Annotated in this window: 21 protein-coding genes and 1 pseudogene; 17 read left to right on the forward strand and 5 right to left on the reverse strand. The window is 48.8% G+C overall.

Features of this window, described 5'->3' with window-relative positions:
- The first annotated feature begins 40 nt into the window (after window positions 1-40).
- Window positions 41-1,849 carry a peptidoglycan D,D-transpeptidase FtsI family protein gene (locus AAIH57_RS15480; protein ID WP_430022220.1) on the forward strand — a complete coding sequence of 603 codons (1,809 nt, stop codon included), beginning with the start codon at window positions 41-43 and terminating at the stop codon, window positions 1,847-1,849.
- Here AAIH57_RS15480 and AAIH57_RS15485 read toward each other — a convergent pair.
- A complete protein-coding gene (locus AAIH57_RS15485) occupies window positions 1,828-3,024 on the reverse strand; it encodes an AI-2E family transporter (protein ID WP_430022222.1) in 1,197 nt (398 codons plus the stop codon). The two genes, AAIH57_RS15480 and AAIH57_RS15485, sit on opposite strands and share 22 nt — an antisense overlap.
- Window positions 3,025-3,194: 170 nt before the next feature.
- Here AAIH57_RS15485 and AAIH57_RS15490 point away from each other — a divergent pair, with 170 nt between their 5' ends.
- Entirely contained in the window at window positions 3,195-4,619 is a 1,425-nt protein-coding gene (locus AAIH57_RS15490; protein WP_430022224.1) for a polysaccharide deacetylase family protein, read from the forward strand.
- Between the two features lie 148 nt (window positions 4,620-4,767).
- On the opposite strand, the gene ilvD is transcribed toward AAIH57_RS15490, so the two are convergent.
- The 3 genes and pseudogenes from ilvD to AAIH57_RS15505 form a co-directional block, all read right to left on the reverse strand.
- A complete protein-coding gene (gene ilvD / locus AAIH57_RS15495; protein ID WP_175397197.1) occupies window positions 4,768-6,453 on the reverse strand; it encodes a dihydroxy-acid dehydratase in 1,686 nt (561 codons plus the stop codon).
- Between the two features lie 324 nt (window positions 6,454-6,777).
- Window positions 6,778-7,020 (reverse strand): annotated as a pseudogene (locus tag AAIH57_RS15500) (KGG domain-containing protein); the annotation flags it as partial.
- 122 nt (window positions 7,021-7,142) lie between these two features.
- Complete coding sequence (locus tag AAIH57_RS15505) at window positions 7,143-8,183, reverse strand: acyltransferase family protein (protein ID WP_430022226.1); 1,041 nt, start codon at window positions 8,181-8,183, stop codon at window positions 7,143-7,145.
- A gap of 222 nt (window positions 8,184-8,405) precedes the next feature.
- On the opposite strand from AAIH57_RS15505, the gene AAIH57_RS15510 reads away from it, so the two are divergent.
- The 6 genes from AAIH57_RS15510 (at window position 8,406) to mgrA (ending at window position 13,641) form a co-directional block, all read left to right on the forward strand.
- Window positions 8,406-9,371, forward strand: coding sequence for a sugar kinase (locus AAIH57_RS15510; RefSeq protein WP_430022228.1), 966 nt, complete (start codon window positions 8,406-8,408; stop codon window positions 9,369-9,371).
- An 86-nt stretch (window positions 9,372-9,457) separates the two neighbouring features.
- Entirely contained in the window at window positions 9,458-10,123 is a 666-nt protein-coding gene (locus tag AAIH57_RS15515) for a bifunctional 2-keto-4-hydroxyglutarate aldolase/2-keto-3-deoxy-6-phosphogluconate aldolase (RefSeq protein WP_430022230.1), read from the forward strand.
- Window positions 10,124-10,210: 87 nt separating this feature from the next.
- Window positions 10,211-10,975, forward strand: a complete 765-nt coding sequence (locus tag AAIH57_RS15520) for an alpha/beta fold hydrolase (RefSeq protein WP_430022232.1) — start codon at window positions 10,211-10,213, stop codon at window positions 10,973-10,975.
- 29 nt (window positions 10,976-11,004) lie between these two features.
- Complete coding sequence (locus tag AAIH57_RS15525; RefSeq protein ID WP_430022234.1) at window positions 11,005-11,781, forward strand: HAD family hydrolase; 777 nt, start codon at window positions 11,005-11,007, stop codon at window positions 11,779-11,781.
- 31 nt (window positions 11,782-11,812) lie between these two features.
- Window positions 11,813-12,553 carry an NAD-dependent protein deacylase gene (locus AAIH57_RS15530; RefSeq protein WP_175397203.1) on the forward strand — a complete coding sequence of 247 codons (741 nt, stop codon included), beginning with the start codon at window positions 11,813-11,815 and terminating at the stop codon, window positions 12,551-12,553.
- An 80-nt stretch (window positions 12,554-12,633) separates the two neighbouring features.
- Window positions 12,634-13,641 (forward strand): L-glyceraldehyde 3-phosphate reductase, encoded by a 1,008-nt coding sequence (mgrA, locus tag AAIH57_RS15535; protein ID WP_175397589.1) that lies wholly within the window; start codon window positions 12,634-12,636, stop codon window positions 13,639-13,641.
- Between the two features lie 131 nt (window positions 13,642-13,772).
- On the opposite strand, the gene AAIH57_RS15540 is transcribed toward mgrA, so the two are convergent.
- Window positions 13,773-14,735, reverse strand: coding sequence for an AraC family transcriptional regulator (locus AAIH57_RS15540; RefSeq protein WP_246310982.1), 963 nt, complete (start codon window positions 14,733-14,735; stop codon window positions 13,773-13,775).
- Between the two features lie 153 nt (window positions 14,736-14,888).
- On the opposite strand from AAIH57_RS15540, the gene AAIH57_RS15545 reads away from it, so the two are divergent.
- The 9 genes from AAIH57_RS15545 (at window position 14,889) to ptsG (ending at window position 26,522) form a co-directional block, all read left to right on the forward strand.
- Window positions 14,889-16,070 (forward strand): galactokinase, encoded by a 1,182-nt coding sequence (locus AAIH57_RS15545; protein ID WP_175397204.1) that lies wholly within the window; start codon window positions 14,889-14,891, stop codon window positions 16,068-16,070.
- Window position 16,071: 1 nt separating this feature from the next.
- Entirely contained in the window at window positions 16,072-17,061 is a 990-nt protein-coding gene (gene galE / locus AAIH57_RS15550) for a UDP-glucose 4-epimerase GalE (protein ID WP_175397205.1), read from the forward strand.
- A gap of 15 nt (window positions 17,062-17,076) precedes the next feature.
- Window positions 17,077-18,675, forward strand: a complete 1,599-nt coding sequence (locus AAIH57_RS15555; protein ID WP_430022237.1) for a UDP-glucose--hexose-1-phosphate uridylyltransferase — start codon at window positions 17,077-17,079, stop codon at window positions 18,673-18,675.
- A gap of 283 nt (window positions 18,676-18,958) precedes the next feature.
- Window positions 18,959-19,546 (forward strand): MSMEG_1061 family FMN-dependent PPOX-type flavoprotein, encoded by a 588-nt coding sequence (locus AAIH57_RS15560; protein ID WP_175397207.1) that lies wholly within the window; start codon window positions 18,959-18,961, stop codon window positions 19,544-19,546.
- Between the two features lie 91 nt (window positions 19,547-19,637).
- Window positions 19,638-20,801: an iron-containing alcohol dehydrogenase gene (locus AAIH57_RS15565; RefSeq protein ID WP_430022239.1), complete on the forward strand. Its 1,164-nt coding sequence runs from the start codon at window positions 19,638-19,640 to the stop codon at window positions 20,799-20,801.
- Between the two features lie 220 nt (window positions 20,802-21,021).
- Window positions 21,022-21,558 carry a protease gene (locus AAIH57_RS15570; RefSeq protein WP_175397209.1) on the forward strand — a complete coding sequence of 179 codons (537 nt, stop codon included), beginning with the start codon at window positions 21,022-21,024 and terminating at the stop codon, window positions 21,556-21,558.
- 55 nt (window positions 21,559-21,613) lie between these two features.
- Window positions 21,614-23,161 carry an SPFH domain-containing protein gene (locus AAIH57_RS15575; RefSeq protein ID WP_430022240.1) on the forward strand — a complete coding sequence of 516 codons (1,548 nt, stop codon included), beginning with the start codon at window positions 21,614-21,616 and terminating at the stop codon, window positions 23,159-23,161.
- Between the two features lie 164 nt (window positions 23,162-23,325).
- Window positions 23,326-24,180 (forward strand): glucose PTS transporter transcription antiterminator GlcT, encoded by an 855-nt coding sequence (gene glcT, locus AAIH57_RS15580; RefSeq protein WP_430022242.1) that lies wholly within the window; start codon window positions 23,326-23,328, stop codon window positions 24,178-24,180.
- A 287-nt stretch (window positions 24,181-24,467) separates the two neighbouring features.
- On the forward strand, window positions 24,468-26,522 hold the full coding sequence (gene ptsG, locus AAIH57_RS15585) for a glucose-specific PTS transporter subunit IIBC (protein ID WP_175397211.1): 2,055 nt from the start codon (window positions 24,468-24,470) through the stop codon (window positions 26,520-26,522).
- Window positions 26,523-26,528: the final 6 nt, after the last annotated feature.

Raw genomic sequence — 26,528 nt, forward strand, 5'->3', positions numbered from 1 at the left:
CATACTATGTGAAAAAAGAGAAAGGGCGGGATCAGGAAGTATGCATGTACAACTGAAAAGAAGAATTTATGTTGGATGTGTCTTCCTGACCGTCATTTTTGCAGTGTTAATCCTCCGCCTCGGTTGGATTCAGATGGTTCAGGTGAATCGAATGATGCCAGGATCTCAGCGAACAGTCCGCGAGATGTCTGTTTTGCAGCGTGAACGCGGGGTTATGCTTGATCCCGGCCGGGGACAGTTCACAGATCGAAAGGGAAGATCATTAACGGGTAACCTGCAGTGGGGACTTGTGCTTTTTCCGCATCCTAAACAAAAGGACTTACGACCTGAAACAAATACGGCAAACTACAGATTGAAACAGATGGCAGCCATATTACATACGGATACAGCACGGCTAATTAAAGAATGGGAACAGGGATATGCTCCCCATTTCTGGACGGCAGGCAAGCATCAACCGATTGTACTGGATGAATCACAAGCAGCGAGCCTTCGTGAGATTGTGGGGGAGGGTGCGGGAGTATATCCCATGATGTCACGTTATGGCCAGAATCGTACAGGCATGCAATGGCTGGGCTATTTGGCTGAACAACCTGGAGTTCTCAACGGACGTGACCATCATACAGATGAAGTAAAACAAACATTTGCTCTGAAGTCGGGAGCTGCCGGGCTGGAACGAACGCTAGATCCAATATTGTTGGGAATGGGTCCAACCCTGCTGACACGTATGGTTACAGGCTCAGGTGAGATTATTCCGGAAATAGAACCAAGGGTAATTGCCCCAATGAATCGTCATTATCCCTTAAAAGTGGAGACTACAATTGATGCAGACATACAGCAGGGGGTGGAGCGGATTGTGGAGGTATCGGGCATAAAAGAAGGGGCGATCGTTGTGCTCGATACAGCAAATGCGGATGTACGCGCAATGGTCTCCGTACCGTTCTACAATCCGCAGCATGTGAATCCGGGAGATTCCTCATGGGCGAACCGTGCTGTGCAGAGCGCTGTACCCGGTTCCATTTTTAAAATCGTTACGGCGGCGGCGGCATTGGAATCTCAGGCTGTGTCTACCAAGGAAACCTTTCATTGTGGTGGAGAATGGGGGAGGTACGGATTATCCTGCTGGAAAGAGCATGGACATGGTGTTCTGAAGCTGGAACAAGGATTCGCTGAGTCCTGCAATATTGTATTTGCCGAAACGGCTCGTCGCCTCAGTATGGAGCAGCTGGAACGAACGGCAGATGCGCTGGGGCTGGCACGGCCAGTTGGCTGGGAGGGAAAAAATATAGCCGGAATGTCAGTACTGCGTCAATTTGATCACGAGGATGCAGGGAGGGTACGTACAGCAGCCGTCTCCCAGCAGGATGAAGGGGCACGGGTACAGACCGCCATTGGTCAGCGAGACACCCGGGTTACTCCGCTGCAGGCTGCGAATCTGATGGTTAGTCTGCTTCATGACGGCAGGGTTCATGCGCCGCGGCTTGTCCAGCAGATCCGGTACGCCGATGGTGATGTCATGCTGGAAATGCCCTCGCATCATTCACCTTCACAAGCCGGTCAGATCTCCCCCACAACCGCTCATCAACTGCTGAGATGGATGCGTACGGTGGTTACGGATGGAACCGGAAAAACCCTGCAACAGGCACACTGGCATGTCGCAGGGAAGTCGGGTACTGCTCAAGTGCAGCAGAAAGGACGGAATCTTAATCATCAATGGTTTGTCGGGTATGGGCCAGTAGAGCAGCCCCGTTATGCGGTGGCTGTTCTGGTGAAGAACGTAGCACCCGGTGGGCACCATCAGGCTACGGATATCTTTCGCAGCGTGATGGATTATTTGGCAGAATCCTCGTGACGGTTAGACTGGATTGGAGCGTCAACAGGAGCCTCCGCATTGGCGTCACTTGCGCTGCCTGCAGGCGGATCCATCACCAATGGAGAAGAGTCAAATTCATCTTTGGGCAGGTGGATCCATCGCTGAAGGTACCCCTGCTGCAACAATTCTTTTAGCAGAATCAGCAGCACTGGGGATAGTACAACTCCGGCAATGCCGAATATGGAGAGTGAGATCAGCATAAAGGATAGCATCAGGTATGCAGAAGATACTCCAATCGAGTTGCCCGATATTTTCGGTTCAAGCAACTGGCGGGTCAGCATCGTAATCACAAGCACAACGATCAGGCCGATGGCCAAGCTGCTGTTGCCTACGATGAACAGGTAGACAATCCATGGGATAAAAATGACGGGAACCCCCAGCAGAGGTACCAAGTCAAATACCGCGCAAATGGCAGCGATCGTGAAGGCATTGTTGGTTCCAAGAATGAGCAATCCAACATAGATCAATACAAAGGTAATCAGCATCATGATCATCTGTGCCTTCAGATACGAACGAATGGTTTTGAAGACATGGTTTCGCATAAAAGCCAGAGCCAGCTTCAATGTTTTTGGTGTTTTTGCACGTGCAAACTTGCGCCAGGATTCAATCTCGATACTGAGAAAGAAGGCAAGAATGATCGCAATCCCGAAGTTCGTGATAAATGATGATAAAGAACTCAGAAATCCGATGATGAGTTGTGCACCACTGGTCACCCACGTGGACAGAAAACCGGTCAGTGTTGTAAAATAATCGTTTACCTTCTCAATAATTCCTGGAGGAAGTGCGTTCCACTTGTCCTGAAGAAAGTATACGAGACTGGTAAACTCGCTTTGGAGCAGCTGCACATAACGAGGGAAGTTATCCTGGAGATTGGAGATTTGAGAAACGATAATCAAACCCACGCCGAAAAAAGCAGCAACAATCAGTGCGAGAAAAAGTAAAACCGATATCGCGGCTCCCAAGGTTTTGGGCAATCCCCGGCGATTCAAAAAGCGGGCAAGTGGTTCGATCATCCAGTACACGATAAATGAAAGAAAAACGGGCGCAGCCAATTGATATAATCGGCTAAAACCATACATGATAAAATATACAGTTAACACAAGTAAAGCGATGTCAAAAACAGTACGTCCATATTTTTTATAAAGCGGTAGCATGGGCAGGGCTCCTTCGTCCGTCATTCATCCATTTATTGTACACGATTGACTTGTTTTTTGGAAAACAGGATTCAAGAAAAGTTAAAATTATGATAAAATTAAAGGCGATTTATTTTCCATAGTACATGGATGGGAGCAGTCATTCAGCAAGAGAAGCGGGGAATCAGAGCATGACAAATTTACTTCAGAGCCTATTTCTATGGGCATTGTACATTTCATCTTTTTACGCCTTTATTCCAAGTTTGATCAGCAGACTTTTTGGGTTGCGCGTGTTCAGACGTGGAAGAAGTGATACACAGTTTGCATTAACATTCGATGACGGTCCTGATCCGATATACACGCCAAGGTTACTGAAATTGCTGAAGCAATACGATGCCAAGGCGACTTTTTTTGTGGTCGGGGAGCATGCAGCCAGTCACCCGGAACTCATCCAGCATATCCATGAGCACGGGCATCTCATTGGAATTCATAATTATATTCACAAAACCAATTGGTTAATGCGACCGCGTACGGTTAAAAATCAGATTCAGCGAACCGGACAGATTATAGAGGAAGTGACAGGGGTAAGAACCTGTTATTATCGTCCACCTTGGGGGATTATGAATCTGTTCGATTTTTTCAGCAAAAAGGATCGTCAGATTGTCCTGTGGTCTTCCATGTTTGAAGACTGGAGAAGCCGTGTTGGGGCTGAAAAATTGACAGAACGCATGTTGAAAGAGCTAAGAGGCGGAGAAGTCATGCTGCTGCATGACCGGGGGACAACGCTGGGAGCTGACGCACATGCACCCGAGCAGATGCTTCAGGCATTGGAAGTGGTTTTGCAGGAGGCCGAGCGGCAGGGATTACAAAGTGTACGCATCGATACCTTGATGGGAGGAGGCATTACATTGAGCGAATCTCAGAAATCAAGTCAACCTCAGACACAGCTGTCACCAGGGAAACGGGGCGTGGTTGCTTTGTGGCTTGGCTGGGAGAAGTTGTTCCATTGGGTATACCATTTGCGAACCGCTTCACCGGAAGACCCCATGCTTCATTACCGGTCCCGAGTATATCACGGTGCATTGGTTGAAATGAACGAGGGGCAAGTCATCCGGAACGGCGACCCGGTGATTGAACTTCATTTTGATAACAAAAAATTATTTGAGCTCGGGATGACCTCGCGTTCCAGCATGCATCTGGCTATTCGAATGATCCGGGCCATGGAACAGCAGCTTCCCGATTTGGCGCGGCAGATTGCAATGGAACCAGAACTGCGTTCTGCCAAAGCGGTCTATGGCGTGAGCATGATCAATAGGGGACCGGAGAAATTCGGATTCACCGTGAAGGAACTTCCACCCGGACCTTTCAGTTCGGCTTCCAAGGTGTATCTCGAACTGCTGCTAAGCGTGATCCATCCTTCAGGAACAAAACGTCTGAAACAGCGATCCGAGCAACTGGTTCCCAAAATGATTGCCATGCCGCTCGATACATTAATGGAGCGCTATGGTCAGCATGCACTTGTAGCTGCAACAACGGAACAGATTCAGTCGGACAGGATTGATGCCGAGACGGATGTGCTGTCCGGCCCCGAATTGAAGAACACACCAACGGGCTAAATGGAAATAGAACTGATTGATATTCTTATTGGATATACTTGGACCCATGGAAAACGATAAAGGGTTGCTCCCTTGCCAATACTGGCAGAGGAGCAACCCTTTTATGTTGCCTCCGATAAGCAAAAATCTATCGGAAAAACGAATGAAATTAAATGCTCAGCACGCCACCGTTACTTGCGTTGGTAACGAGTTTGGAATAACGAGCCAGGTAACCTGTTTTTACTTTCGGTTCGAAACCTTTCCAATTCGCACGGCGACGTTCAAACTCTTCGTCACTGATATGCAGCTCGATGATCCGATTGTTCAGATCAAGTTCGATGATATCACCTTCTTCAACAAAGGCAATTGGACCACCTTCGGCTGCTTCCGGAGAGATATGGCCGATACTGATACCACGGGATGCGCCGGAGAAACGTCCATCGGTGATCAGACCGACTTTGGCACCAAGACCCATACCCACGATCTGGGAAGTTGGGGCAAGCATCTCAGGCATACCTGGACCGCCTTTTGGTCCTTCATAACGGATAACGACAACATGTCCTTCTTTTACTTTGCCGTTCGCGATGCCTTCCAAAGCTTCTTCCTGTGAATCGAAGCAGATGGCAGGCCCTTTGTGGTAACCGCCAACTGAAGCATCGACAGCACCAACCTTGATGATCGAGCCTTGTGGTGCAAGGTTACCGAACAATACAGCAAGTCCGCCTTTTTCCGAATGCGGGTTATCCAGCTTGTGAATAACGTTGGTATCCTGAATTTCCTTGCCCTCAACGTTTTCACGGATGGTTTTGCCTGTTACAGTGATACAGTCAGCGTGAATTGCGCCTGGTTTCTTCAGCAATTCGTTCAGAACTGCGCTTACTCCGCCCGCATTGTGAACGTCTTCGATGTGAAGGTCGGAAGCAGGTGCAAGTTTCGCCAGGTGAGGCACGCGGTTGGCAACTTCATTGATGCGTTCGATTGGATAATCGATGCCTGCTTCGTGAGCCAGAGCCAACGTGTGCAGTACGGTGTTGGTTGAACCACCCATGGCCATATCGAGTGCAAATGCGTTGTCGATGGCTTCTACCGTAACGATGTCGCGTGGTTTCAGATCCATTTTGATCAGTTCCATCAATTGTTTCGCAGATTGTTTAACAAACTCACGACGCTCTGGAGCTACTGCCAGAATGGTACCGTTACCTGGCATAGCCAGTCCCATTGCTTCAGCCAGGCAGTTCATGGAGTTTGCTGTGAACATACCGGAGCAGGAGCCGCAAGTTGGGCAACCGAACTGTTCGAGCTCAAGCAAGCTCTTATCGTCGATTTTACCTGCCTGGAATGCACCAACACCTTCAAATACGGATGTCAGGGATAGGGCTTTACCGTTGCTGTCACGACCGGCTTTCATCGGTCCACCGCTAACAAACACGGTAGGGATATTGCAGCGGAGTGCACCCATCATCATGCCTGGTGTAATTTTGTCACAGTTCGGGATACATACCATGCCGTCGAACCAGTGCGCGGATACAACCGTTTCAACAGAATCGGCAATGATATCACGGCTTGGCAGCGAGTAACGCATACCGATATGTCCCATGGCAATTCCATCGTCTACGCCGATTGTGTTGAATTCGAACGGAACGCCACCGGCTTCACGAATTGCATCCTTTACAATTTTACCGAATTCCTGCAGGTGCACATGACCTGGCACGATATCGATGTATGAGTTACATACGGCAATAAACGGTTTGCCAAAGTCCTCTTCTTTAACGCCTGCTGCGCGGAGCAGACTGCGGTGCGGTGCACGGTCAAAACCTTTTTTGATCATATCGGAACGCATCTTCTTGGCTGACATGGTGTATTTCCCCCCAAATATAAAATGTATTCGAGCAACATGAATGGAAATAAAATGGCAGTGCATCTGTCGTTTAATTTCATCCGTACTCTAAAAAAATAGACCGACTTGGCCGGCTTCGAGCTTCCGTAGTTTGTGAAACTCTTTGCTGCTTTAAACCCGTGAATAACCCGGTTTTTCTATAGAGTCTATCACAATCGCCGTCATATTTCTACAATTCAATAGAAAGAAGCCGACTTCCATTTAAATGGCTTCGGCTTCCTCAACAGTAATTTCACGTTTCGTTATGAATCGGAGAAAATACGTTTAACAAGGCTAGTTACTTCCGCCTTTGCGTCCAATCTCGCGATAGAATTCTTTGGTATGCGTTCCGGAGGTGGCTTCGCCGCCCTTGCGGCCAATTTCTTTGTAAAAATCGGAATCATGAGCATCCGAGGTGGCTTCTCCACCTTTTCTGCCTATCATTTGATAAAAGCTGCGGTCATGATTTTTGGAGGTAGCTCTGCCACCCAAGCGGCCTGCTTCCTCACGACTCATCTTCTGTCCAGTTGCTTGCGAACGTGCCATTACAAATCACTCCTTACGGGATAAGTTGTTTTTTGTAGCGCGTATCCCTACTTACCACGTTATTTCCGGCCTGAAACAAGCCGGTTGCCATGGAAAGCAATGCATAATCTACATCTAAACGATCACACGGAGCGTTTAAATAATTCCCGGCGATGAAGAGTAAACCGTGAGGTATCCGGTTCGATTAGTGGCCGAAAGGCATGGCGTATGGCCGGATGGGCCAATAATACAGCGAACATTACGGCAATGACGACAATCACCGGAATGTATAATCCGCTTTCTATATGATTGTAGACCCCCGACCAGATCGTAAGACGAACAAGAAATCCGTGCAGAAGAAAAACATAAAGCGTACGTCGTCCCAGATCGGTCAGTTTGGATGTGAGTGAAGGCACCCAGGCGAGAAAAAGTGCACCTGACACTATTTCAAGCGCATAGATCCCGAGGCGATATATGCCGGCATACCATTCATGGTGGCCGAGTTCAGCGTAAGTCATGCTGCCCATCAACCAGCCTGTGGACATCTCAAGTCCACCCAATCCAATCCATATCAAAAGGCCAGCCGATAATGCTGCTGCGGCGTTACGGCCCCAGCCTGATCTCAAATAAGACCGAATAGTTGCTCCGTAGTCGTAACCGATCATAAAGAAAGGAAGGAATACAAATGTTCGGCTAAAGCTCAGCCAGAATCCGTCCACGGGCAAATAGCCGGCGATAATTCCCAGCACAATGGAGGCAATCAGCCGATGCACCGGCTTCCATGATATAGTAAGCCTAAGCAGAAGTCTCCAGCAAAAATGGCTGGCCAGAAACCAAAGCAACAAATAAGGCGCAAAAAAGGACAGCTTCATATGAGGGGTGTGAAACACCGTGAAATCCATTAGAGCATATAGGGTTTGGAAAAGAACGTACTGCAGCGCAATTTGTTTAAGTACTCTGCGTCCGGGTTCTCCCTGCGGGGAATGTCTGGCAAAGTACCCGGTAACCCATACGAATAGCGGCATATGAAACGTATATATCCACAGGAACAGAGCCTCAGCTCCCGCAAAGCGTGTAATCAGCGGTTCAAGGGCGTTGCCAACGAGTACGCAGACGATAAGCATAAAGCGCAAGTTGTAAAAAAATGATTCCTGGTCATCACGGATTCCAGTCCGGTTGTTCATGTTGTAACCCTCCTGTTGACCTCACTAACTAAGGTCCTCTGTATCTGTAATAAGGGTAATACGGATATGGATCAGTCATTGTGATATAATTCACAATAGAAAGCGCTATCCTTTCTTGGAGCTGTGACAACAAAATGAACGCTCGGGATTGACAACGGTTGCATAGAGGATGACAATGGGGAAAGAAGATGAGGAAATGTAAATATAAGGAGGCGAGGAACGATGTCAACGAATACCCGCCAGAGTCCTGAAGTTGTTACATTCGGTGAAAGTATGGGTTTGCTGACAGCAAAGGATACAAGGGGTTTAGAATACGCGGCTTCATTGGACAAGTCATTTGGCGGTGCAGAGAGCAATCTGGCCATCGGTGTGTCCCGACTGGGTCATACAAGCGGCTGGTTTGGTCGCTTGGGTCAGGATCCCATCGGCACCATGATTCTAAAAGCGATTCGTGGCGAAGGTGTAGACGTATCCCGGGCACGGCTGAGTGACACCGAGCCAACTGGTTTGATGATTCGTGAGAACGCTTCCGGGAAGTCCTCGGTACACTATTATAGGAAGCTATCCGCTGCAAGTGCCATGACGCCCGATGATCTGGATCCGGACTATATTGCAGGAGCTCAAATTTTGCACGTTACAGGCATAACTGCAGCGATCAGCCCTTCGGGTTTATCTACAGTGGAAGCCGCTATACATATCGCCAAGCAGGCTGGTGTAAAAGTAAGTTTTGATCCGAATCTGCGTCTCAAGCTCTGGTCCGCAGAGGAGGCACGCCCGGTTTTACTCCGTCTGGCGGAGCAGGCTGACTACTTTTTGCCGGGTCTGGATGAATTGAAGCTTCTATATGACGAACAGGATGATCAAAAAATATTCGAGCGTTTATCCGCACTGGGTACAATCTCGATCGTGAAGGGCGGTCCTGATTTGACCTATGTATTGGTGAATGGTACCCTAACGGAAGTTCCGTACTTCAAGGCGGATCATGTGCTGGATACGGTCGGGGCAGGAGATGGATTCTGTGCAGGCTTCCTGTCAGGGCTCCTTAAGGGCTATTCACCGCAGGAAGCTACCCGGCTCGGTAATTTGACCGGTTCCATGGTAATACAGGCTGTGGGCGATTGGGAGGCACTCCCGACGTGGGAGCAAGTCGAGGCCAAACTGAACAACGTAGCCCATGTTGAGCGCTAGTCGCTGCTGAAATCATATAAGTCTCATCTTCGTTCTTCAAATGTAAGGCTTGTAATAACAACCACATTGACAAGGGAGAGAATGAAATGAAGAAGCTTCAGCTGCTGCAAAAAATTACGGAGAACGGGGTTGTTGCCGTACTTCGGGCCGACTCTGCTGACCAGGTCATTGCCATGGCTGAACAAGCCATTGCTGGCGGGATCAAAGTGATTGAGATCACCATGACCGTTCCCAGTGCGCTCAAAGCCATTGAGAAACTGAGCCGTGTCTACCACTGGAACACACAGGATCCTGAGAAGTTTGCCATTATAGGAGCAGGAACAGTACTTGAGCCCCAGACAGCAAGAGCTGCAATCATGTCAGGTGCCGAGTTTGTCGTTGGGCCTTCCTTGAATCCGGATACCGTTAAGATTTGCAATCTCTATCGGATTCCGATCCTGCCTGGCGTAATGACCATTGCTGATGTTCAACGTGCGTTGGAACTCGGCGTGGATATTGTGAAATTGTTCCCAGGCAATCTGTATGATCCATCCATTATCAAAACGATGAAAGGGCCTATGCCGCAGGCCAATTTTATGCCAACCGGCGGGGTATCCTTGTCCAATCTGGGCGACTGGATCAAGGGAGGAGCAGTAGCCGTGGGAATCGGCTCAGACCTGACCAACGAAGCCATGAAAACAGGGGATTTAAGTCATGTTCGCCGCAAGGCGGAACAATATATGGATGCTTACCGCAAGGCCAAGGCTGAATAAAAGCATGGCGTGGAATGAGCGGGTCAATTGGGCTCTCATTCCACGCGAGCCGCAGCACCTGCGGTAAGTGAAGAAAGGTGATTGAAGTTGAGAAACCGGTATAATACAGGGCGCAAGAAGAGGGGCATCGGGAAATTTCTGCTCGTTCTTCTGGCGCTCATTGTCATTGGCTGCGGGTTTGTTGCCTGGAAGCTGTTCACTCCCTATGGACCGCAGGAAGCGGCCCAAACGGCCATGGAAACAGCGGATCAGGTTACGGTGAGCGAACAGGAGAGCTGGATTGATTTTGTACCAAACAAACCTGAAGGGATTAGTGTAATTTTCTATCCGGGTGGTTTGGTGAAACCGGAAAGCTATGCTCCTCTTGCCCACGAGCTGGCGGAAGCCGGACATCATACCATTATTGCCAAAATGCCGGTCAATCTGGCAGTACTGAAACAAAATTTGGCGGATGATATTCGCAATGCGTATCCAGACGAACCATTTGTCATGGGTGGACACTCATTGGGCGGATCCATGGCCGCACGTTATGCCGCATCCCATCCGGACGCACTCCAAGGCATCTTTTTCCTGGCATCCTATCCGGATCAAAAGGGCAGTGTGAAGTCACTTGGAATTCCGGCTCTCTCCATTTTGGGCACCAATGATGAAGTCGTCAACGCGACCAAGTATCAGAATGGCCGTGCTTATCTGCCAGAAGACACCGTGTATTACACGATCGAAGGAGGAAACCACTCGCAATTCGGAGATTACGGACATCAGAGTGGTGACGGAGAACCAGGAATTACAGGTGAAGAGCAGCTGTCTCAAACGGTAAATACAATCTCGGGATGGCTTGAAGGTATCAAATAGATGTTGCTGCCAGGAGGGACGGCTCGGTTATGGCCATACTTCAAATAAAAGATTTACAGATTCCCTGTCAGGGCATTTTGTTCGATAAGGACGGGACGCTGCTTGAGTTTTTACAATTATGGGGACCATGGGCGCAATCCTTGCTGAATCAACTGGAAACAGTGTTAGCCGACCTTGGAGCCGGGTTTACGGTGGAAAGAGAAAAGGTTCTCGGTACGATTCATGACAGCGAAGGACGCATTGTCGGTTATGACAGGCAGGGTCCGCTGGCAATCGCTACTGTAGATGAGAGTACCGGGCTCCTGGCCGGGCAGTTGTATGCGGCTGGTATGCCATGGAATGACGCAATTACTACGATACGCAAGCTGTCCAGCACTGCCATACAGGAAATCCGGTTAAGGCGTCAGGCCCAGCCCATGCCGGGCTTGGTTACCTTTTTGCAGAGCTGCCAAGCTGCTTCGATCCCGATGGCTGTGGTAACCTCGGACACCACCTCGGCTGCACTAGAACATTTGGAATGGATGGGACTGTGCTCCTTTTTTACATCCATCGTCGGCTGTGACCGCGTTACTTTGGGGAAGCCGGATGGCGAGTCCGTCATGCTGGCATGTGGTGAACTACATATTCTTCCTCACCAGGCCATAGTCATAGGGGATAGCAACGGAGACATGCAGATGGGACGGAACGCAGGGGCCGCCCATGTCATTGGTTTTTGTCCTCAAGGCGAGCAAGCAGCCTTTTTGCAAGATGCAGATGTCATTATTGGGGATTATCTCGAAATAAGGGTGAATCCGAATGGTGGCTGAACGGGATCATTCCGCTAAAGGAGGAGAGAGGATGAACGGGGCAGAACAACTGGTTTCCTGGATTCAGGAAAGTTCAAACATTGTTTTTTTCGGAGGGGCAGGAACGTCGACGGAAAGCGGGATTCCCGACTTCCGCTCTGCCGCTGGCCTATATCAGACGGAACAGCATTCACCTTATCCACCGGAGGAACTGCTGAGTCGTCATTTTTTTGATCAGCATCCCGATATTTTTTATGATTTCTATCGCGGTAAAATGCTTCATCCCGATGCGGTACCTAATGGTTGCCACAGACTCCTTGCACGATTGGAGCAGGAAGGCCGCCTTAAGGCAGTCATCACCCAGAATATCGACGGATTGCATCAAAAAGCAGGGAGCATGAATGTGCTGGAATTGCATGGTTCCGTTCATCGAAATGCCTGCATGGATTGCGGCCGTTTTTACTCCTTGGATGACATCATTCACTCGAAGGAGGGGGTTCCCCGGTGTGCAGGTTGTGAGGGAGTAATCAAGCCTGACGTTGTGCTGTATGAAGAGGAACTAGACCAGAACACCTTATACCAGTCCGTCGATGCCATCTCTTCTGCTGATTTGCTGCTGGTCGGCGGCACATCGCTCACCGTACATCCTGCTGCACAGTTAATTACTTATTTTCGCGGAAAACATACCGTATTGCTGAATGCCACGCCAACGGCTTATGACCGGCAGGCAGATTTGCTGATTACCGAACCGATCGGTGAGGTAATGAATAAGGTGGACCAGCTTCTTGGTTAGAACGTTTGTCTGAATAACCGCATTCTCCCGCACTCTAACTGGGCGCAGGAAGCGGAACCTGGGGAAAGAAGGGATTCATGATGGTCTACGTAGCCAGTGATACACGCTATGAAACAATGAAATATAACCGTGTTGGACGTTCTGGACTGAAACTTCCGGCAATTTCACTTGGACTTTGGCATAACTTTGGCGGCATCAATAATGCGGAGAATGGTCGAAACATGATCACCCGCTCCTTTGATCTGGGCATTACGCATTTCGATCTCGCCAACAATTATGGTCCGCCCGCAGGTTCTGCAGAGCAGCTGTTTGGTCAGGTGCTGGCACAGGATCTGAAGCCTTATCGGGATGAGCTGGTGATATCCACCAAGGCGGGTTATTATATGTGGCCCGGACCGTATGGCGAATGGGGTTCCCGCAAAAATCTGGTGTCCAGTCTGAATCAGAGTCTGAAGCGCATGGGGCTGGACTATGTCGATATTTTCTACTCGCATCGTTATGATCCGGAAACACCGCTGGAAGAAACGATGATGGCTCTGGACCATATTGTTCGTTCGGGTAAAGCGTTGTATGTAGGCATCTCCAACTACCCTGCAGAACAGACGAAACAGGCTGCTGAAATTCTGAAAGGTTTGGGTACACCTCTATTGATCCACCAGCCGAAATACTCAATGCTGGATCGCTGGATTGAAGATGGGCTGCAGGATGTGCTCGATGAGTACGGTGCAGGCAGCATTGCGTTCTGTCCTCTGGCACAGGGGCTGCTGACCAACAAGTATCTGAACGGTATTCCAGAGGATTCTCGTGCAAAGGGGCCTTCCGTCTTCTTGAACGAGAACAATATCTCGCCAGAGACACTGCGCAAAGTACGTGCTCTCAATCAGATTGCGGCAGCACGTGGACAGAGTCTGGCCCAGTTTGCGCTGGCCTGGGTTCTGCGGAGCGGCAGGGTAACGTCTGCCTTGATTGGCGCAAGCCGGACATCGCAGATCGAGGAGAATGTGGCTGCGCTCAGTCAACTGGACTTCTCCTCGGAAGAACTGGAGCGAATCGAGTCCATTCTTCGTCCCGAACATCATGACAAATAAGCATATGGACTCAACATACTAAAATGAATGAAAAAAGAAGGTGCATCTCAGCCATGATGGCGAGTGCATCTTCTTTTTCTATGTACACCTGGATAACCGGGGGGAGGTGATCTTACCCAGGTCTAAGGGAGTCATCTCTGGTTTGGTTGTGTCATGCTCGTCTTTGGAGTTTGGGGCCTGGAGAGGATATTTTCGCGATACAGACTCGGCGCCTCTCCATGGAATCGCTTGAATTGTTTGGAGAAATAAAGTGCATCAGGCAGGCCTACCGAGGCGGATACTTGCTCAATAGACAAATCCGGACGCTCACGCAGCAGTTGACGCGATTTGTCGATCCGAAGCTTGAGCAGATACGTTACCGGAGAAAGTCCGGTTTCCTGTTTGAAAATCCGGGACAGGTAAGCGCGGTTATATCCGAGACTGGCTGACATCTGTTCAATGGAGACGGGATAAGCATATTGGGTAGACATATATTGAATCATCTGTTTGACGGTCCTTCGGATTGAAGACTCACCGGGGATCAGGGTTTGTCCCTGAGAAAGGTGATTTTGTGCTTCGGCTAGAATCATATATAACGTACCCAGTGATGTGAAATGAGAGCTTTCTTTTCGCTCGGCAAATGCATTCTGCATGACGGACAGCCAATCTGCAATTCCGCAGGATGGACCGGCATGAAAAACGGATTTCTCCGGGCGGAATCCCGCTTCCTCCGTATGCTTCCCGGCCTGACTGCCCGTATAGGCCATCCAACGATACTGCCAGGGGCGGCGGGCATCCGATTGGTAGCTTACAAGCTGTCCGGGATGAATGAGGAAACAATCCCCTGCGGATAATTCGTAGGTATGAAGTTCGGTGCGGAATGTGCCGGCTCCCTTTTCTACATAATGAAGCAAATAGTAATCGTACAGTTTTGGTCCAAGGGCATGACCGGGAAGGGTCTGGCTGGCGCCTGCAAAGAGGACATGCAACGCTCCCTTTTCATAATAGACAGGATTGGAGGCAACCGAGTATGTTTTTGCTCCACTTTTCCCGGAGGATTCCTGTGTGTTTTTGATCAGATGTTCTGCTGAATGTTCCTTGTGTGGATCGGTCATGGGGCGTTCCTTCTTTCGGTGATGTTATTCCCATTATATGTTGTAAGGTCACATTTATCCATATGAATCACACATGGCTGCATTTCAAGAGGCACCGCTTTCTTGTATAATAACCTTAAGAAAACAACAACAATGAGATGAGGTGCAGCAGCAATGAACATACATGAATTGAAACAAAAGTTTATTGAGAAGTACGGAGAGAGTGAAGCGGATATCCGTGTATTCCATGCTCCTGGACGTGTGAATCTAATCGGCGAACATATCGACTACAATGGTGGCTACGTGCTTCCGGCCGCACTTGAATTCGGTACGACACTTGGTATTCGGGAACGCAAAGACGACAAGCTGCAGCTCGCTTCCACCAATATGTCCTATGAAGGCGTGCTCGACACATCCTCCATCGGCAAGGAGAAAACAGGGGAGTGGACAGATTATCCAGTTGGTGTCATGGTTGAACTGCAAGGCAAAGGCGTGAAAGTAACGAAAGGATACGACTTCCTGTACCACGGTGAAATTCCGAATGGTGCCGGACTATCCTCTTCCGCTTCGCTGGAGGTACTCACAGGATACGCCATACAGTCGATGGAAGGTGTGTCTGATATCGATACGGTACAGCTTTCGCTTCTGTCCCAAAAGGCGGAGAACGAGTTCGTCGGCGTCAACTGCGGAATTATGGATCAGTTCGCTGTGGCTAACGGAGCAGAGGATCATGCCATCCTGTTGATGTGTGACACCCTTGAATATGAAAAGGTGCCTTTCCGTACCGGCTCATACAAGCTGGTCATCGGCAATACGAACAAACGGCGTGGTCTGGTGGACTCGGCTTATAACGAACGACGCTCCCAGTGCGAGCAGGCACTTGCCATCTTGAAGGAACAGCTGCCTGCACTCAACTATCTGGCGCAACTGACACCAGAGCAATTTGTAACGCTGCAGGATCACATCAAGGATGAGAAGGTAAGACAGCGTGCCGAGCACGTTGTGGAAGAGAATGCACGTGTACTCGCATCAGTGGAAGCGCTGCGTGATAACGATCTGGAAACCTTCGGCAAGCTGATGAATGCGTCCCATGAATCGCTTCGCTATCTGTATGAAGTAAGCTGCGAGGAATTGGACGTGATGGTTGAGGAAGCACAGCGCATTCCAGGCACACTGGGTGCACGTATGACAGGTGCCGGATTTGGTGGATGCACAGTATCCCTGGTACATGAGGATGATGTAGAGCGTTTTGTTAGCGAAGTGGGTGCGGCGTACGAAGCACGTACAGGTCTCAAGGGAGACTTCTATGTGTGCGGAGTGGGCGACGGCGTCAAAGAATTGAAGGAGGCGAAGTAAGATGGCAATTTTGGTGACAGGTGGAGCAGGGTATATTGGTTCGCACACGGTAGCAGCTTTGCTGGAGCGTGGCGAGGAAGTTGTTGTACTGGACAATTTGCAGACAGGACATCGGGAGGCATTGCTGGGTGGCAAGCTGTATGAAGGAGATCTGCGTGACAAGGAGCTTTTGGCAAAGCTGTTTGCTGAGAATTCCATTGATGCTGTCATTCACTTTGCAGCCAACTCGCTGGTCGGCGAGAGCATGAAGGATCCGGTTAAATATTACGACAATAACGTGTTCGGCACATTGTGCCTGCTGGAAGCGATGAACGCAGCCAATGTACGCCGCATCGTATTCTCCTCTACGGCTGCCACATATGGCGAGCCTGAGAAAGTGCCGATCGAAGAGAGTGACCGCACCGAGCCTACAAACGTCTATGGCGAGACCAAGCTGATGATGGAGCGCATGATGTCCTGGTTCGATAAAGTACAGGAGATTAAATACGTGTCCCTGCGTTACTTCAATGCAGCTGGAGCACATGAAAGCGGCAAAATTGGTGAAGACCATCAGCCGGAGAGCCATCTAATCCCGCTCGTTCTGCAGACCGCATTGAAACAACGCGAGCACATTGCCGTGTTTGGCGATGACTACGCGACAGAAGATGGAACCTGTGTCCGCGATTATATCCACGTCAGTGACTTGGCTGATGCGCATCTGCGCGCTGTCGATTATCTCCGCAAAGGGGAGAGCAGCAACGTGTTTAACCTGGGGAACGGTCAAGGTTTCTCGGTCAAACAGGTCATCGAAACAGCGAAAAAAGTGACCGGACTCGATATCCCGGTTGTACAGGAGCCGCGTCGTGCAGGTGATCCGGCCGTACTGGTCGCATCGTCTGCCAAAGCAAGATCGGTACTGGGATGGAATCCGAAATGGACTAACCTGGAAGATGTCATTCAAAGTGCCTGGAGCTGGCACCAATCCCATCCTAACGGCTACGGAAAAAACTAGGAGGCGAACATCCATATGTCACAGACCCATAATGCTGCAGACAACACAGACCGGACACCGGAGCAGCAGGAAGCACTGCATGCCATTGAACGTCTGGTTGCATTTGCCTTACAGAACAAGCTGATTGAAGAAGCGGATCGGGATTACAGCCGCAACCTTCTGCTGGAACAGTTCGGATTTTCCGAGCCTTATGCCGGAACATTGAACGAGACAGTGCTGGATGGCCCCCAGTCTTTGCTGGATACGTTAATTGACTATGGTTTTGAAATTGGACTCATTCCGGAAAATACCGATACGTACCGCGATTTGCTGGATGCGAAAATCATGGGTCAATTGATGGCCCGTCCGTCCGAGGTGGTGCGCGCCTTCCGCCATACGGAGCAAACTGAAGGTATCGAAGCAGCCACTTCCCAGTTCTATGAGCTGTCGATTCACTCCAACTATATCCGCATGGACCGGATCTCGAAGAACGTGTACTGGACACAGGAAACGCCGTATGGCGATATGGAAATTACGATTAACCTGTCCAAGCCGGAGAAGAGTCCGAAGGAAATCGCCATGGCTAAACTGCTTCCGCCGCCGGTGTATCCGAAATGTCAGCTGTGTCGTGAAAATGTGGGCTACGCTGGCCGGGTGAACCACCCGGCCCGTCAAAACCTGCGTGTCATTCCGCTGGAATTAAACGGTGAACCATGGTTCTTCCAATATTCGCCGTATGTGTACTACAACGAGCATTGCATCATTTTTCACCATGATCATGTGCCAATGAAGCTAACGAAAGATACCCTGCGCCGGCTGCTTGCCTTCGTAGGTGAGTATCCGCATTATTTTATCGGCTCGAATGCGGATCTTCCGATCGTGGGAGGTTCGATCCTGACACATGACCATTTCCAAGGTGGACGTCATACGTTCGCGATCCAAAATGCCAAACCTGAAGCGGTATTCCGTCATGCCAAGGCGCCTGGGCTTACACTTAGTCTGGTGAAATGGCCGATGTCGGTTCTGCGTCTCGCTTCACATGATCCGGCGGAACTGCTTGAAGCGGGCAACGCTGTGTATGAAGCTTGGAAAGTATACAGTGATCCTTCCGTGGAGATTGAAGCCTTCAGTGATGTGAATGGAGAGCAAGTACCTCATAATACGGTAACACCTATTGTTCGTCGCAGTGCGGACGGTGGATATGAGATGGATCTGGTTCTGCGCAACAATCGCACGAATGATGAACATCCGGAAGGCATATTCCACCCACATCGCGAAATGCACCATCTGAAAAAAGAGAACATTGGTCTTATTGAAGTTATGGGGCTTGCGATTCTCCCAGGCCGGTTGAAAGAAGAACTGGATGGAATTGCTGATATTCTTGCCGGGGACACCCAACTTGCTGAATCTGCTCAGGCTTCGGATCATGCGTTGAATCAGCATCTGCGTTGGACAGAAGAATTGAGAGAACGTTTTGGTTCTAACTTGAATAAGGAACAAGCCGTCGCTCTGGTTCAGCAGGAAGTAGGCCTGAAATTTGCCGAGATTCTGGAACATGCAGGGGTATACAAATACGATGAAGCAGGACGTCAGGCTTTCCGTCGATTTGTGGAAAGCATGGGATATACAGAGTAGCAGTAGGCAAGCAGCATTGTCAGGTAATGGAGAATAAATTTAAAAGGGATAGATGAGCAGCATATAATTTGCTCACCTATCCTTTTTTGGGTGCAGTCAGAAAAAGATAATGATACATCAATAACTTCAATGATTCGAAAGTAATTGCCGCCATTTAGCGCCACTTTTAACCATGCACATTGAATATAGGATCATGGCAGAAGTTGGGTGTTCATTGTATAATGTGAGAAAGGTTATCACAGGATGATAAAATAACATGAATCTAGGGAAATGGGGATAATTAATGGAAAAGCAGCCACTAAACATACCGCTGATCACCGATGCAGATGAACTGCAAACCATGGTGGGTGAGCCGCATGAGCACGTGAGAAACAAGGCGATATCGTTTGTGGACTCCCATGTTCAACACTTTCTATCCATGTCACCATTATTTTTCCTATCCACTTCCGATGATGAAGGTAAAAGTGACGCATCTCCTAGGGGGGACGGAGCAGGATTTGTCAAAGTTCTGGATCAATATCGGCTGGTCTACCCGGAACGTCCCGGCAATCGCCGAATTGACTCCCTGTTAAACATCTTGTCCAACCCTGGCGTAGGCATGATCTTCCTGATCCCAGGCATGAATGAAGTGTTAAGGATTAATGGAAAGGCCTCCATAACCAAGGATGAGGATTTTATCAACAGCATGGGCTGGACTGGCAAAACGATCGGAGCAGCGGTCATTGTGGACGTGGAAGAATGTTTCATCCATTGCCCGAGAGCATTCAAACAGGCAGGATTATGGTCCTCGGAGACTTGGGTGGATCAGGAGAATCTGCCATCGACGAGTGACATGTTCCGTGCCCACCTTCAAATCAACGGCTTGTTATAAAGTGAGTGACTATGGATTTGTTTTTATAAAATCGGGGTACTATAATTGGAGTTGCACAAACATTCTAACTCCATTGGAGGCGGCATAGATTATGAGATCTTTTCAATTTTATAACCCTACCCGGCTGATTTTCGGTAAAGGACAACTGGAAGCGTTGAAAACGGAAGTGCCGAAATACGGCAAACGGGTATTGCTTGTATATGGCGGCGGAAGTATTAAGCGCAGTGGTTTGTACGATCAGGTGATCGGATTGCTCAAGGAAATTGGAGCAGACGTAACGGAACTGGCGGGCGTTGAACCTAACCCGCGTCTTTCCACTGTTCATAAAGGGGTAGACCTCTGCAAAACAAATGATATTGAATTGATTCTTGCTGTAGGCGGCGGTAGTGTTCTGGACTGTGCCAAAGCAATTGCTGTAGGTGCGAAATACGATGGCGACATGTGGGATTTTGCTCAGCGCAAAGCGGTTGCTCAGGATGCTCTTCCACTTGGTACCGTGCTGACTATGGCGGCAACTGGTTCTGAAATGAACTCCGGTTCTGTGATTACCAACCAGGATACACAGGAAAAACTGGGCTGGGGCAGCGCGTATTCCTTTCCTGCGTTCTCCATCCTTGATCCGGTGAATACATATACCGTGCCTTTGGATCAGACGGTGTATGGCATGGTTGACATGATGTCCCACGTATTGGAGCACTACTTCCACCTGGATGACAATACGCCGGTACAGCTTGGCTTCTGTGAGACCATTCTGCGTACAGTCATGGATGCAGCACCTCGTTTGGTGGAAGATCTGGAGAACTACGAGCTTCGCGAAACTATTCTGTACTGCGGAACGATGGCGTTGAACGGTGTACTAAACATGGGACTTGCCGGTGACTGGGCAACCCACAATATTGAGCACGCAGTATCTGCTGTATACGATATCCCCCATGGCGGCGGACTGGCTATTCTGTTCCCGAACTGGATGAAGCACAATCTCGACGTGAATGTAGATCGTTTCAAACGTCTGGCCATCAATGTATTTGAGGTTAATCCCGAAGGCAAATCAGACAAGCAGATTGCGGAAGAAGGAATTGAAGCCCTGCGCAAATTCTGGACGTCCATCGGTGCGCCTAGTCGTCTCGCAGACTATGACATTGACGACAGTCAGATCGATGTCATGGCCGACAAGGCCATGCTCTTTGGCCCATTCGGCAACTTCAAGAAGCTGCAGCGTGAAGATGTTGTATTCATTTACAAGGCATCTCTGTAACACAAAAGCAAGCAATCCATTTATTAATAAAGACCGCAAATCTCCACATTTTGGAGATTTGCGGTCTTTTTATGTGAAATATCATGTAGAATAACCAATATCGGGTTTAGGTTACATATGAGGAAAGATTTTGAAACATTATGCCATTTGCTACGTATTTATTTACATGAGGAATGCCCAGTTAGTTTGGATTTGCGGCAGAAGAGAGGAGGAACGGGGAATGGAGACAATATATTGGGGGTGTCTAATCGGAGGAGCCATTTTTGCGATCGTCAGCCTTGTGCTGGGTGACTTGATTGATGGTTTGCTGGATGGGGCCTTTGAACTGCCAGGCATTGATTTTCTCAAACCTGTCGTGCTTGCCGGTTCCATTACGGCCTTTGGCGGAGCTGGAATTATGTTGACACGTTATAGCTCGGTGAGTGCGATTGCGGGACTCATATTATCCCTGCTTATAGGTATTGCTGCTGCCATGCTGGTATTCTTTGCATACATCAAACCGATGCGCAACAGTGAGGTCTCTATCGCTTTTTCAATGAAAGAGCTTTCAGGGAAAATAGGGGAAATTACGATTCCAGTACCTGAAAAAGGCTTCGGTGAAGTCATGATCCGTTTTGCTTCCGGTAATACGATTCATACAGCGTCCAGCTTTGAACATCGCCCTATTGCGGCGGGAGCGCGTGTTGTTGTAGTAGACGTTACTGAAGGTGTACTCCGTGTGGCTGAATGGGATGAAGATGTACTTAAAGACGTCTAAGTCGAACTCGTGGTGAAATGAATCTACTCATCAAGAATTAAGGGGAGAGATGTGAATGAATTGGGATATGGATATGTTATTGGTTCCTGCAGTTGTGGTAGGTGTAATTCTGATTCTTGGATTAGCCTTCTGGGCGAGATACAAAACGGTAGGTCCTGATGAGGCGATGATCGTCACAGGTTCCTTCCTGGGCAACAAGAATATTTCGGAAGATGAATCCGGTCGCAAAATCAAAATCGTACGAGGCGGCGGTGCTTTCATCTGGCCTGTGTTCCAACAGTCCGAATTTATTTCACTGTTATCCCACAAGCTGGACGTATCCACGCCTGAAGTGTACACAGAGCAGGGTGTGCCTGTTATAGCAGATGGGGTTGCCATTATCAAAGTTGGCAGTGCTGTGGAGGATGTAGCTACAGCAGCTGAACAATTCATCGGCAAACCCGTTGAAGCATTAAGGGGCGAAGCACAGGAGGTTCTGGAAGGGCATTTGCGGGCCATTCTCGGAACCATGACTGTGGAAGAAGTGTACCGAAACCGGGATCGATTCGCACAAGAGGTTCAGGGTGTGGCTGCAAGAGACCTGAAAAAGATGGGTCTGCAGATTGTCTCTTTTACCATTAAGGATGTTCGTGACAAACAAGGGTATCTGGATGCGCTCGGTAAGCCGAGAATTGCAGCGGTGAAGCGGGATGCCGAAATTGCTGAAGCTGAAGCGATGAGGGATGCACGGATTCAGAAAGCCAATGCGGAAGAGCAAGGGCAGAAGGCCGAGTTGCTGCGTGATACCAATATCGCGGAAGCTGCTAAAGAGAAGGAATTGAAGGTCGCCGCGTTTAAGCGGGACCAGGATACAGCTAAAGCCGAAGCGGACCAGGCTTATCATATCCAAGAAGCACGTGCGAAACAGACTGTAGTGGAAGAACAGATGAAGGTTGAACTCGTGCGTAAAGAACGTGAGATCGACCTGAAGGAAAAAGAAATTACCGTACGCGAGAAGCAGTATGACGCCGAAGTGAAGAAAAAAGCGGAAGCTGACCGTTATGCTGTTGAGCAGGCTGCAGAAGCCGATAGAACAAAAAGAATGCGTGAAGCAGAGGCGGTTCAATACTCGATTGAAACGCAAGCCAGAGCAACAGCAGAACAAAAACGGCTTGAAGGTCAGGCGGTTGCGGATGCAGAACGAGCCAAAGGTACAGCCGATGCAGAAGTCATTCGTCTGCGTGGTTTGGCAGAAGCCGAAGCGAAGGAAAAGCTTGCCGAGGCGTTCCAGAAGTTTGGCGAAGCGGCTGTACTCGATATCATCGTCAAAATGCTGCCTGAGCTTGCAGGTAAAATTGCAGAGCCGATCTCATCCATTGATAAACTGACTGTGGTAGATACAGGTAAGGGTGAAGGGGCAGCGCGTGTAAGCAACTATGTCACCGAGTTGATGTCTACGGCTCCGGAGATGCTTAAGAGTGTATCCGGTATTGATGTAGAGCAATTGATTAAAGGGCTGACCAAGTCCAAAACACCTGCACCGGTTGCTGTCCAGCAGAGTGAACCTGCAACCACTCCATCTGTAATTGATAAGATTGTGGAGAGAGCTGGAGCTGAGGATTAAGACTACATGAATGATACATGAAGCTCTATTGACCTTAACGCGATTTTTTGTTACTTTTTAAGCGAGACGTTCGGCGCGGTATGCCCGCGCCAGACGTCTTTTCGTTGTTAACGAGGATGTGACTGAATCGCATTCAAGATGGTGTGAAAAAAGAGGTGCAAACATTGAGCAGCCTGCATGTAAACAAAGCGCTAAATAATAATGTAATTATTGCACAGCATCCTGAACATGGAGAAGTCGTCGTCATCGGTAAAGGCATTGGCTTCAACCGGAAAACGAATGACATCATTCCCTTGATGGCTGTGGAGAAGATGTTCATTTTGAAGAATCAGCAGGAGCAAGAGCAGTACAAACAGCTTCTTCCACAGGTGGATGAAGCTTTGATCGAGATTATTAACGAAGTCATTACGTATATCGCAGAGCGTACGGATGTTCGGCTCAACGAGCATATTCACATCGCATTGACTGATCATATTTCTTTTGCACTAAAGCGCAAAGAACAGGGCATTGTCATACAGAATCCGTTTCTATATGAAACACGTGAGATATACCCAGAAGAATATCGCATGGGAGATTACGCTGTTCGTCTCATCAAGGAGAAACTGGGTGTCGATCTGGGTATGGATGAGATTGGATTTATTGCGCTTCATATCTATAGTGCCATGACGAACCAGAATATATCTCAAGTACGTGAGCATTCGCAACTCATTACCGATCTGGTGGGCATCGTTTCGGATCATTTGGATTATTCATTTGAGACGGAGTCCCTGGACTATTCCCGGTTGCTGACTCATTTGCGATTTGCATTGGAACGTGTTCGGCGGGGAGACAAGGTGGAAGAACTGCACAAGCTGGATTCCCTGTTGAAGTTGGAGTACCCTGAAATGTACTCGCTTGCATGGAAACTGACCAAAGTAATGGAACGAAGATTAAATCTACCGGTTTATCCGGCAGAGGTTGGTTATCTGACCATCCATCTCCAACGGCTGAATCAGAGGAAAGAAGAAGAGAAGAAGTGAATTATTACCATCCATGGAATTCGCTCCTGAGAATTTTTGTGTAAAGGCTTGCACTGTTTTTGAAGTGATGCTACAATGGTGTCCGTAATCAAGCAACTGAATAAACATAAGCGACGTGTTACTGACTCGATCAGGCATGAGTTTCTAGAGTGTGATTGTTCTTACCTTATACAGGGTATGCTATACCCGAAGGTTGGTACGATTCACTTTATTAGCTCATGCCTTTTTTGTTTTCCCTTGCTTGCATCACGACATATAGACTTAGACGAAAGGGTGAATACGACGCGATGTTTAAAAAGCTTTTTGGCGTCTTGCAAAGAGTAGGTAAAGCTCTTATGCTGCCTGTGGCGATTTTGCCAGCGGCGGGCTTGTTGCTCGGAATAGGCAACATGCTTGTTAACCCAGACTTTCTGCAATATGTAACGGCACTGGATACCCCTTGGGTAAATTCAATTGCCACGATCATGATGAACGCAGGTCAGATCGTATTTGATAATCTGGCATTGCTGTTTGCCGTCGGTGTTGCAGTAGGCCTGGCCGGAGGCGAAGGTGTAGCAGGTCTTGCGGCCATCATCGGTTACCTGGTTATGAATGTTACATTGGGATCTGCGGTAGGTGTTACTCCTGCCATGATCGGCAATGTGCCTGGTTATGCCAGCATACTGGGTATCCCTACATTGAGTACAGGCGTGTTCGGAGGTATTATCATAGGTATTGCCGCCGCGCTATGTTACAATCGATTTTTCAAAATCGAACTGCCGTCTTACCTCGGTTTCTTTGCCGGTAAACGCTTTGTCCCGATTATCACTTCAGTCGTTTCCCTCTTAATCGGGTTACTTCTGGTGATCATCTGGCCTCCGATTCAAAATGGGCTGAATGCTATATCTCACTTCATGGTAGATACAAGTCCGACGTTATCGGCGTTCATTTTCGGAGTTGTGGAACGGTCATTGATTCCGTTCGGTTTGCATCACATTTTCTACTCCCCATTCTGGTTTGAGTTTGGTGAGTATGTGAATAAGGCCGGAGATGTTATTCGCGGGGACCAGAAGATCTTCTTCAGCCAGCTGCGTGATGGCGTTGCTCTCACAGCGGGAACATTCCAAGTCGGTAAATTCCCGTTCATGATGTTCGGTTTGCCAGCTGCGGCACTTGCGATGTACCATGAAGCAAGACCGGAGCACAAAAAGTATGTTGCAGGGATCATGGGTTCAGCTGCGCTGACCTCGTTCCTTACAGGGATTACAGAACCGCTTGAATTCTCGTTCCTGTTTGTGGCGCCAGTACTGTTTGCAGTACACTGTATCTTTGCAGGTTTGTCTTTCATGACCATGCAAATTCTCGGCGTCAAAATCGGGATGACGTTCTCCGGTGGATTCATTGACTTCCTGATTTTCGGTATTATCCCGAACCGTACACCTTGGTGGGATGTTATTATTGTTGGCTTGATTCTTGCCGTGATCTACTACTTCGGATTCCGAATGATCATTCGCAAATTCAACCTCAAAACACCGGGCCGTGAAGAGGCAACTCCTGAAACAGCTTCCGGTGGAGGCTCAGGTTCAACCGATGATCTGCCACACAACATTCTTGCAGCCTTTGGTGGTCAGCAGAATATCAAACATCTGGATGCATGTATTACTCGTTTGCGGATTGAAGTGAATGAGAAATCCAATGTAAATAAAGATCGTTTGAAACAATTAGGTGCATCTGGCGTGCTTGAAGTGGGTAATAATGTACAGGCCATTTTCGGTACACGTTCAGATACGATCAAATCCCAAATGCAGGATATCATTGCAGGACGCACCCCGGCACCGACACCAGCTGCGGATGTCACACCAACTCCTGAAGAGGAGAAGGCACAGGGAGCAGAAGGTGAGCGCATTATTGCCGAAGATATCGTCATGCCGGTAAATGGTGAATTGATGGATATCACTAACGTACCTGATCCGGTCTTTGCCGAAAAAATGACAGGTGACGGTTTCGCTGTTCTGCCACATGATGGCAAGATTACATCGCCTGTGTATGGTAAAGTGTTTAACGTATTCCCTAGCAAACATGCTGTCGGCATCATGTCCGACGGAGGCAAGGAAGTACTGGTTCATATAGGTGTCAACACGGTGAAGCTGAAAGGTCAAGGTTTCAACGTGCTCGTGCAGGAAGGCGACCTGGTATCAGCAGGTCAACCGATTATGGAAGTGGATCTGGAGTATGTAAAAGCTAACGCTCCATCCATTATCTCACCAGTCATCTTCACCAACCTGCCAGAAGGTTCCACAGTGACCCTGAAGAAGAGTGGAGTACTGAAAATTGGCGATCAGCCAATCATTGAGATAAAATAAGAAGTG

Source organism: Paenibacillus sp. MABNR03 (assembly GCF_050455445.1).
Taxonomy (GTDB): domain Bacteria; phylum Bacillota; class Bacilli; order Paenibacillales; family Paenibacillaceae; genus Paenibacillus; species Paenibacillus xylanilyticus.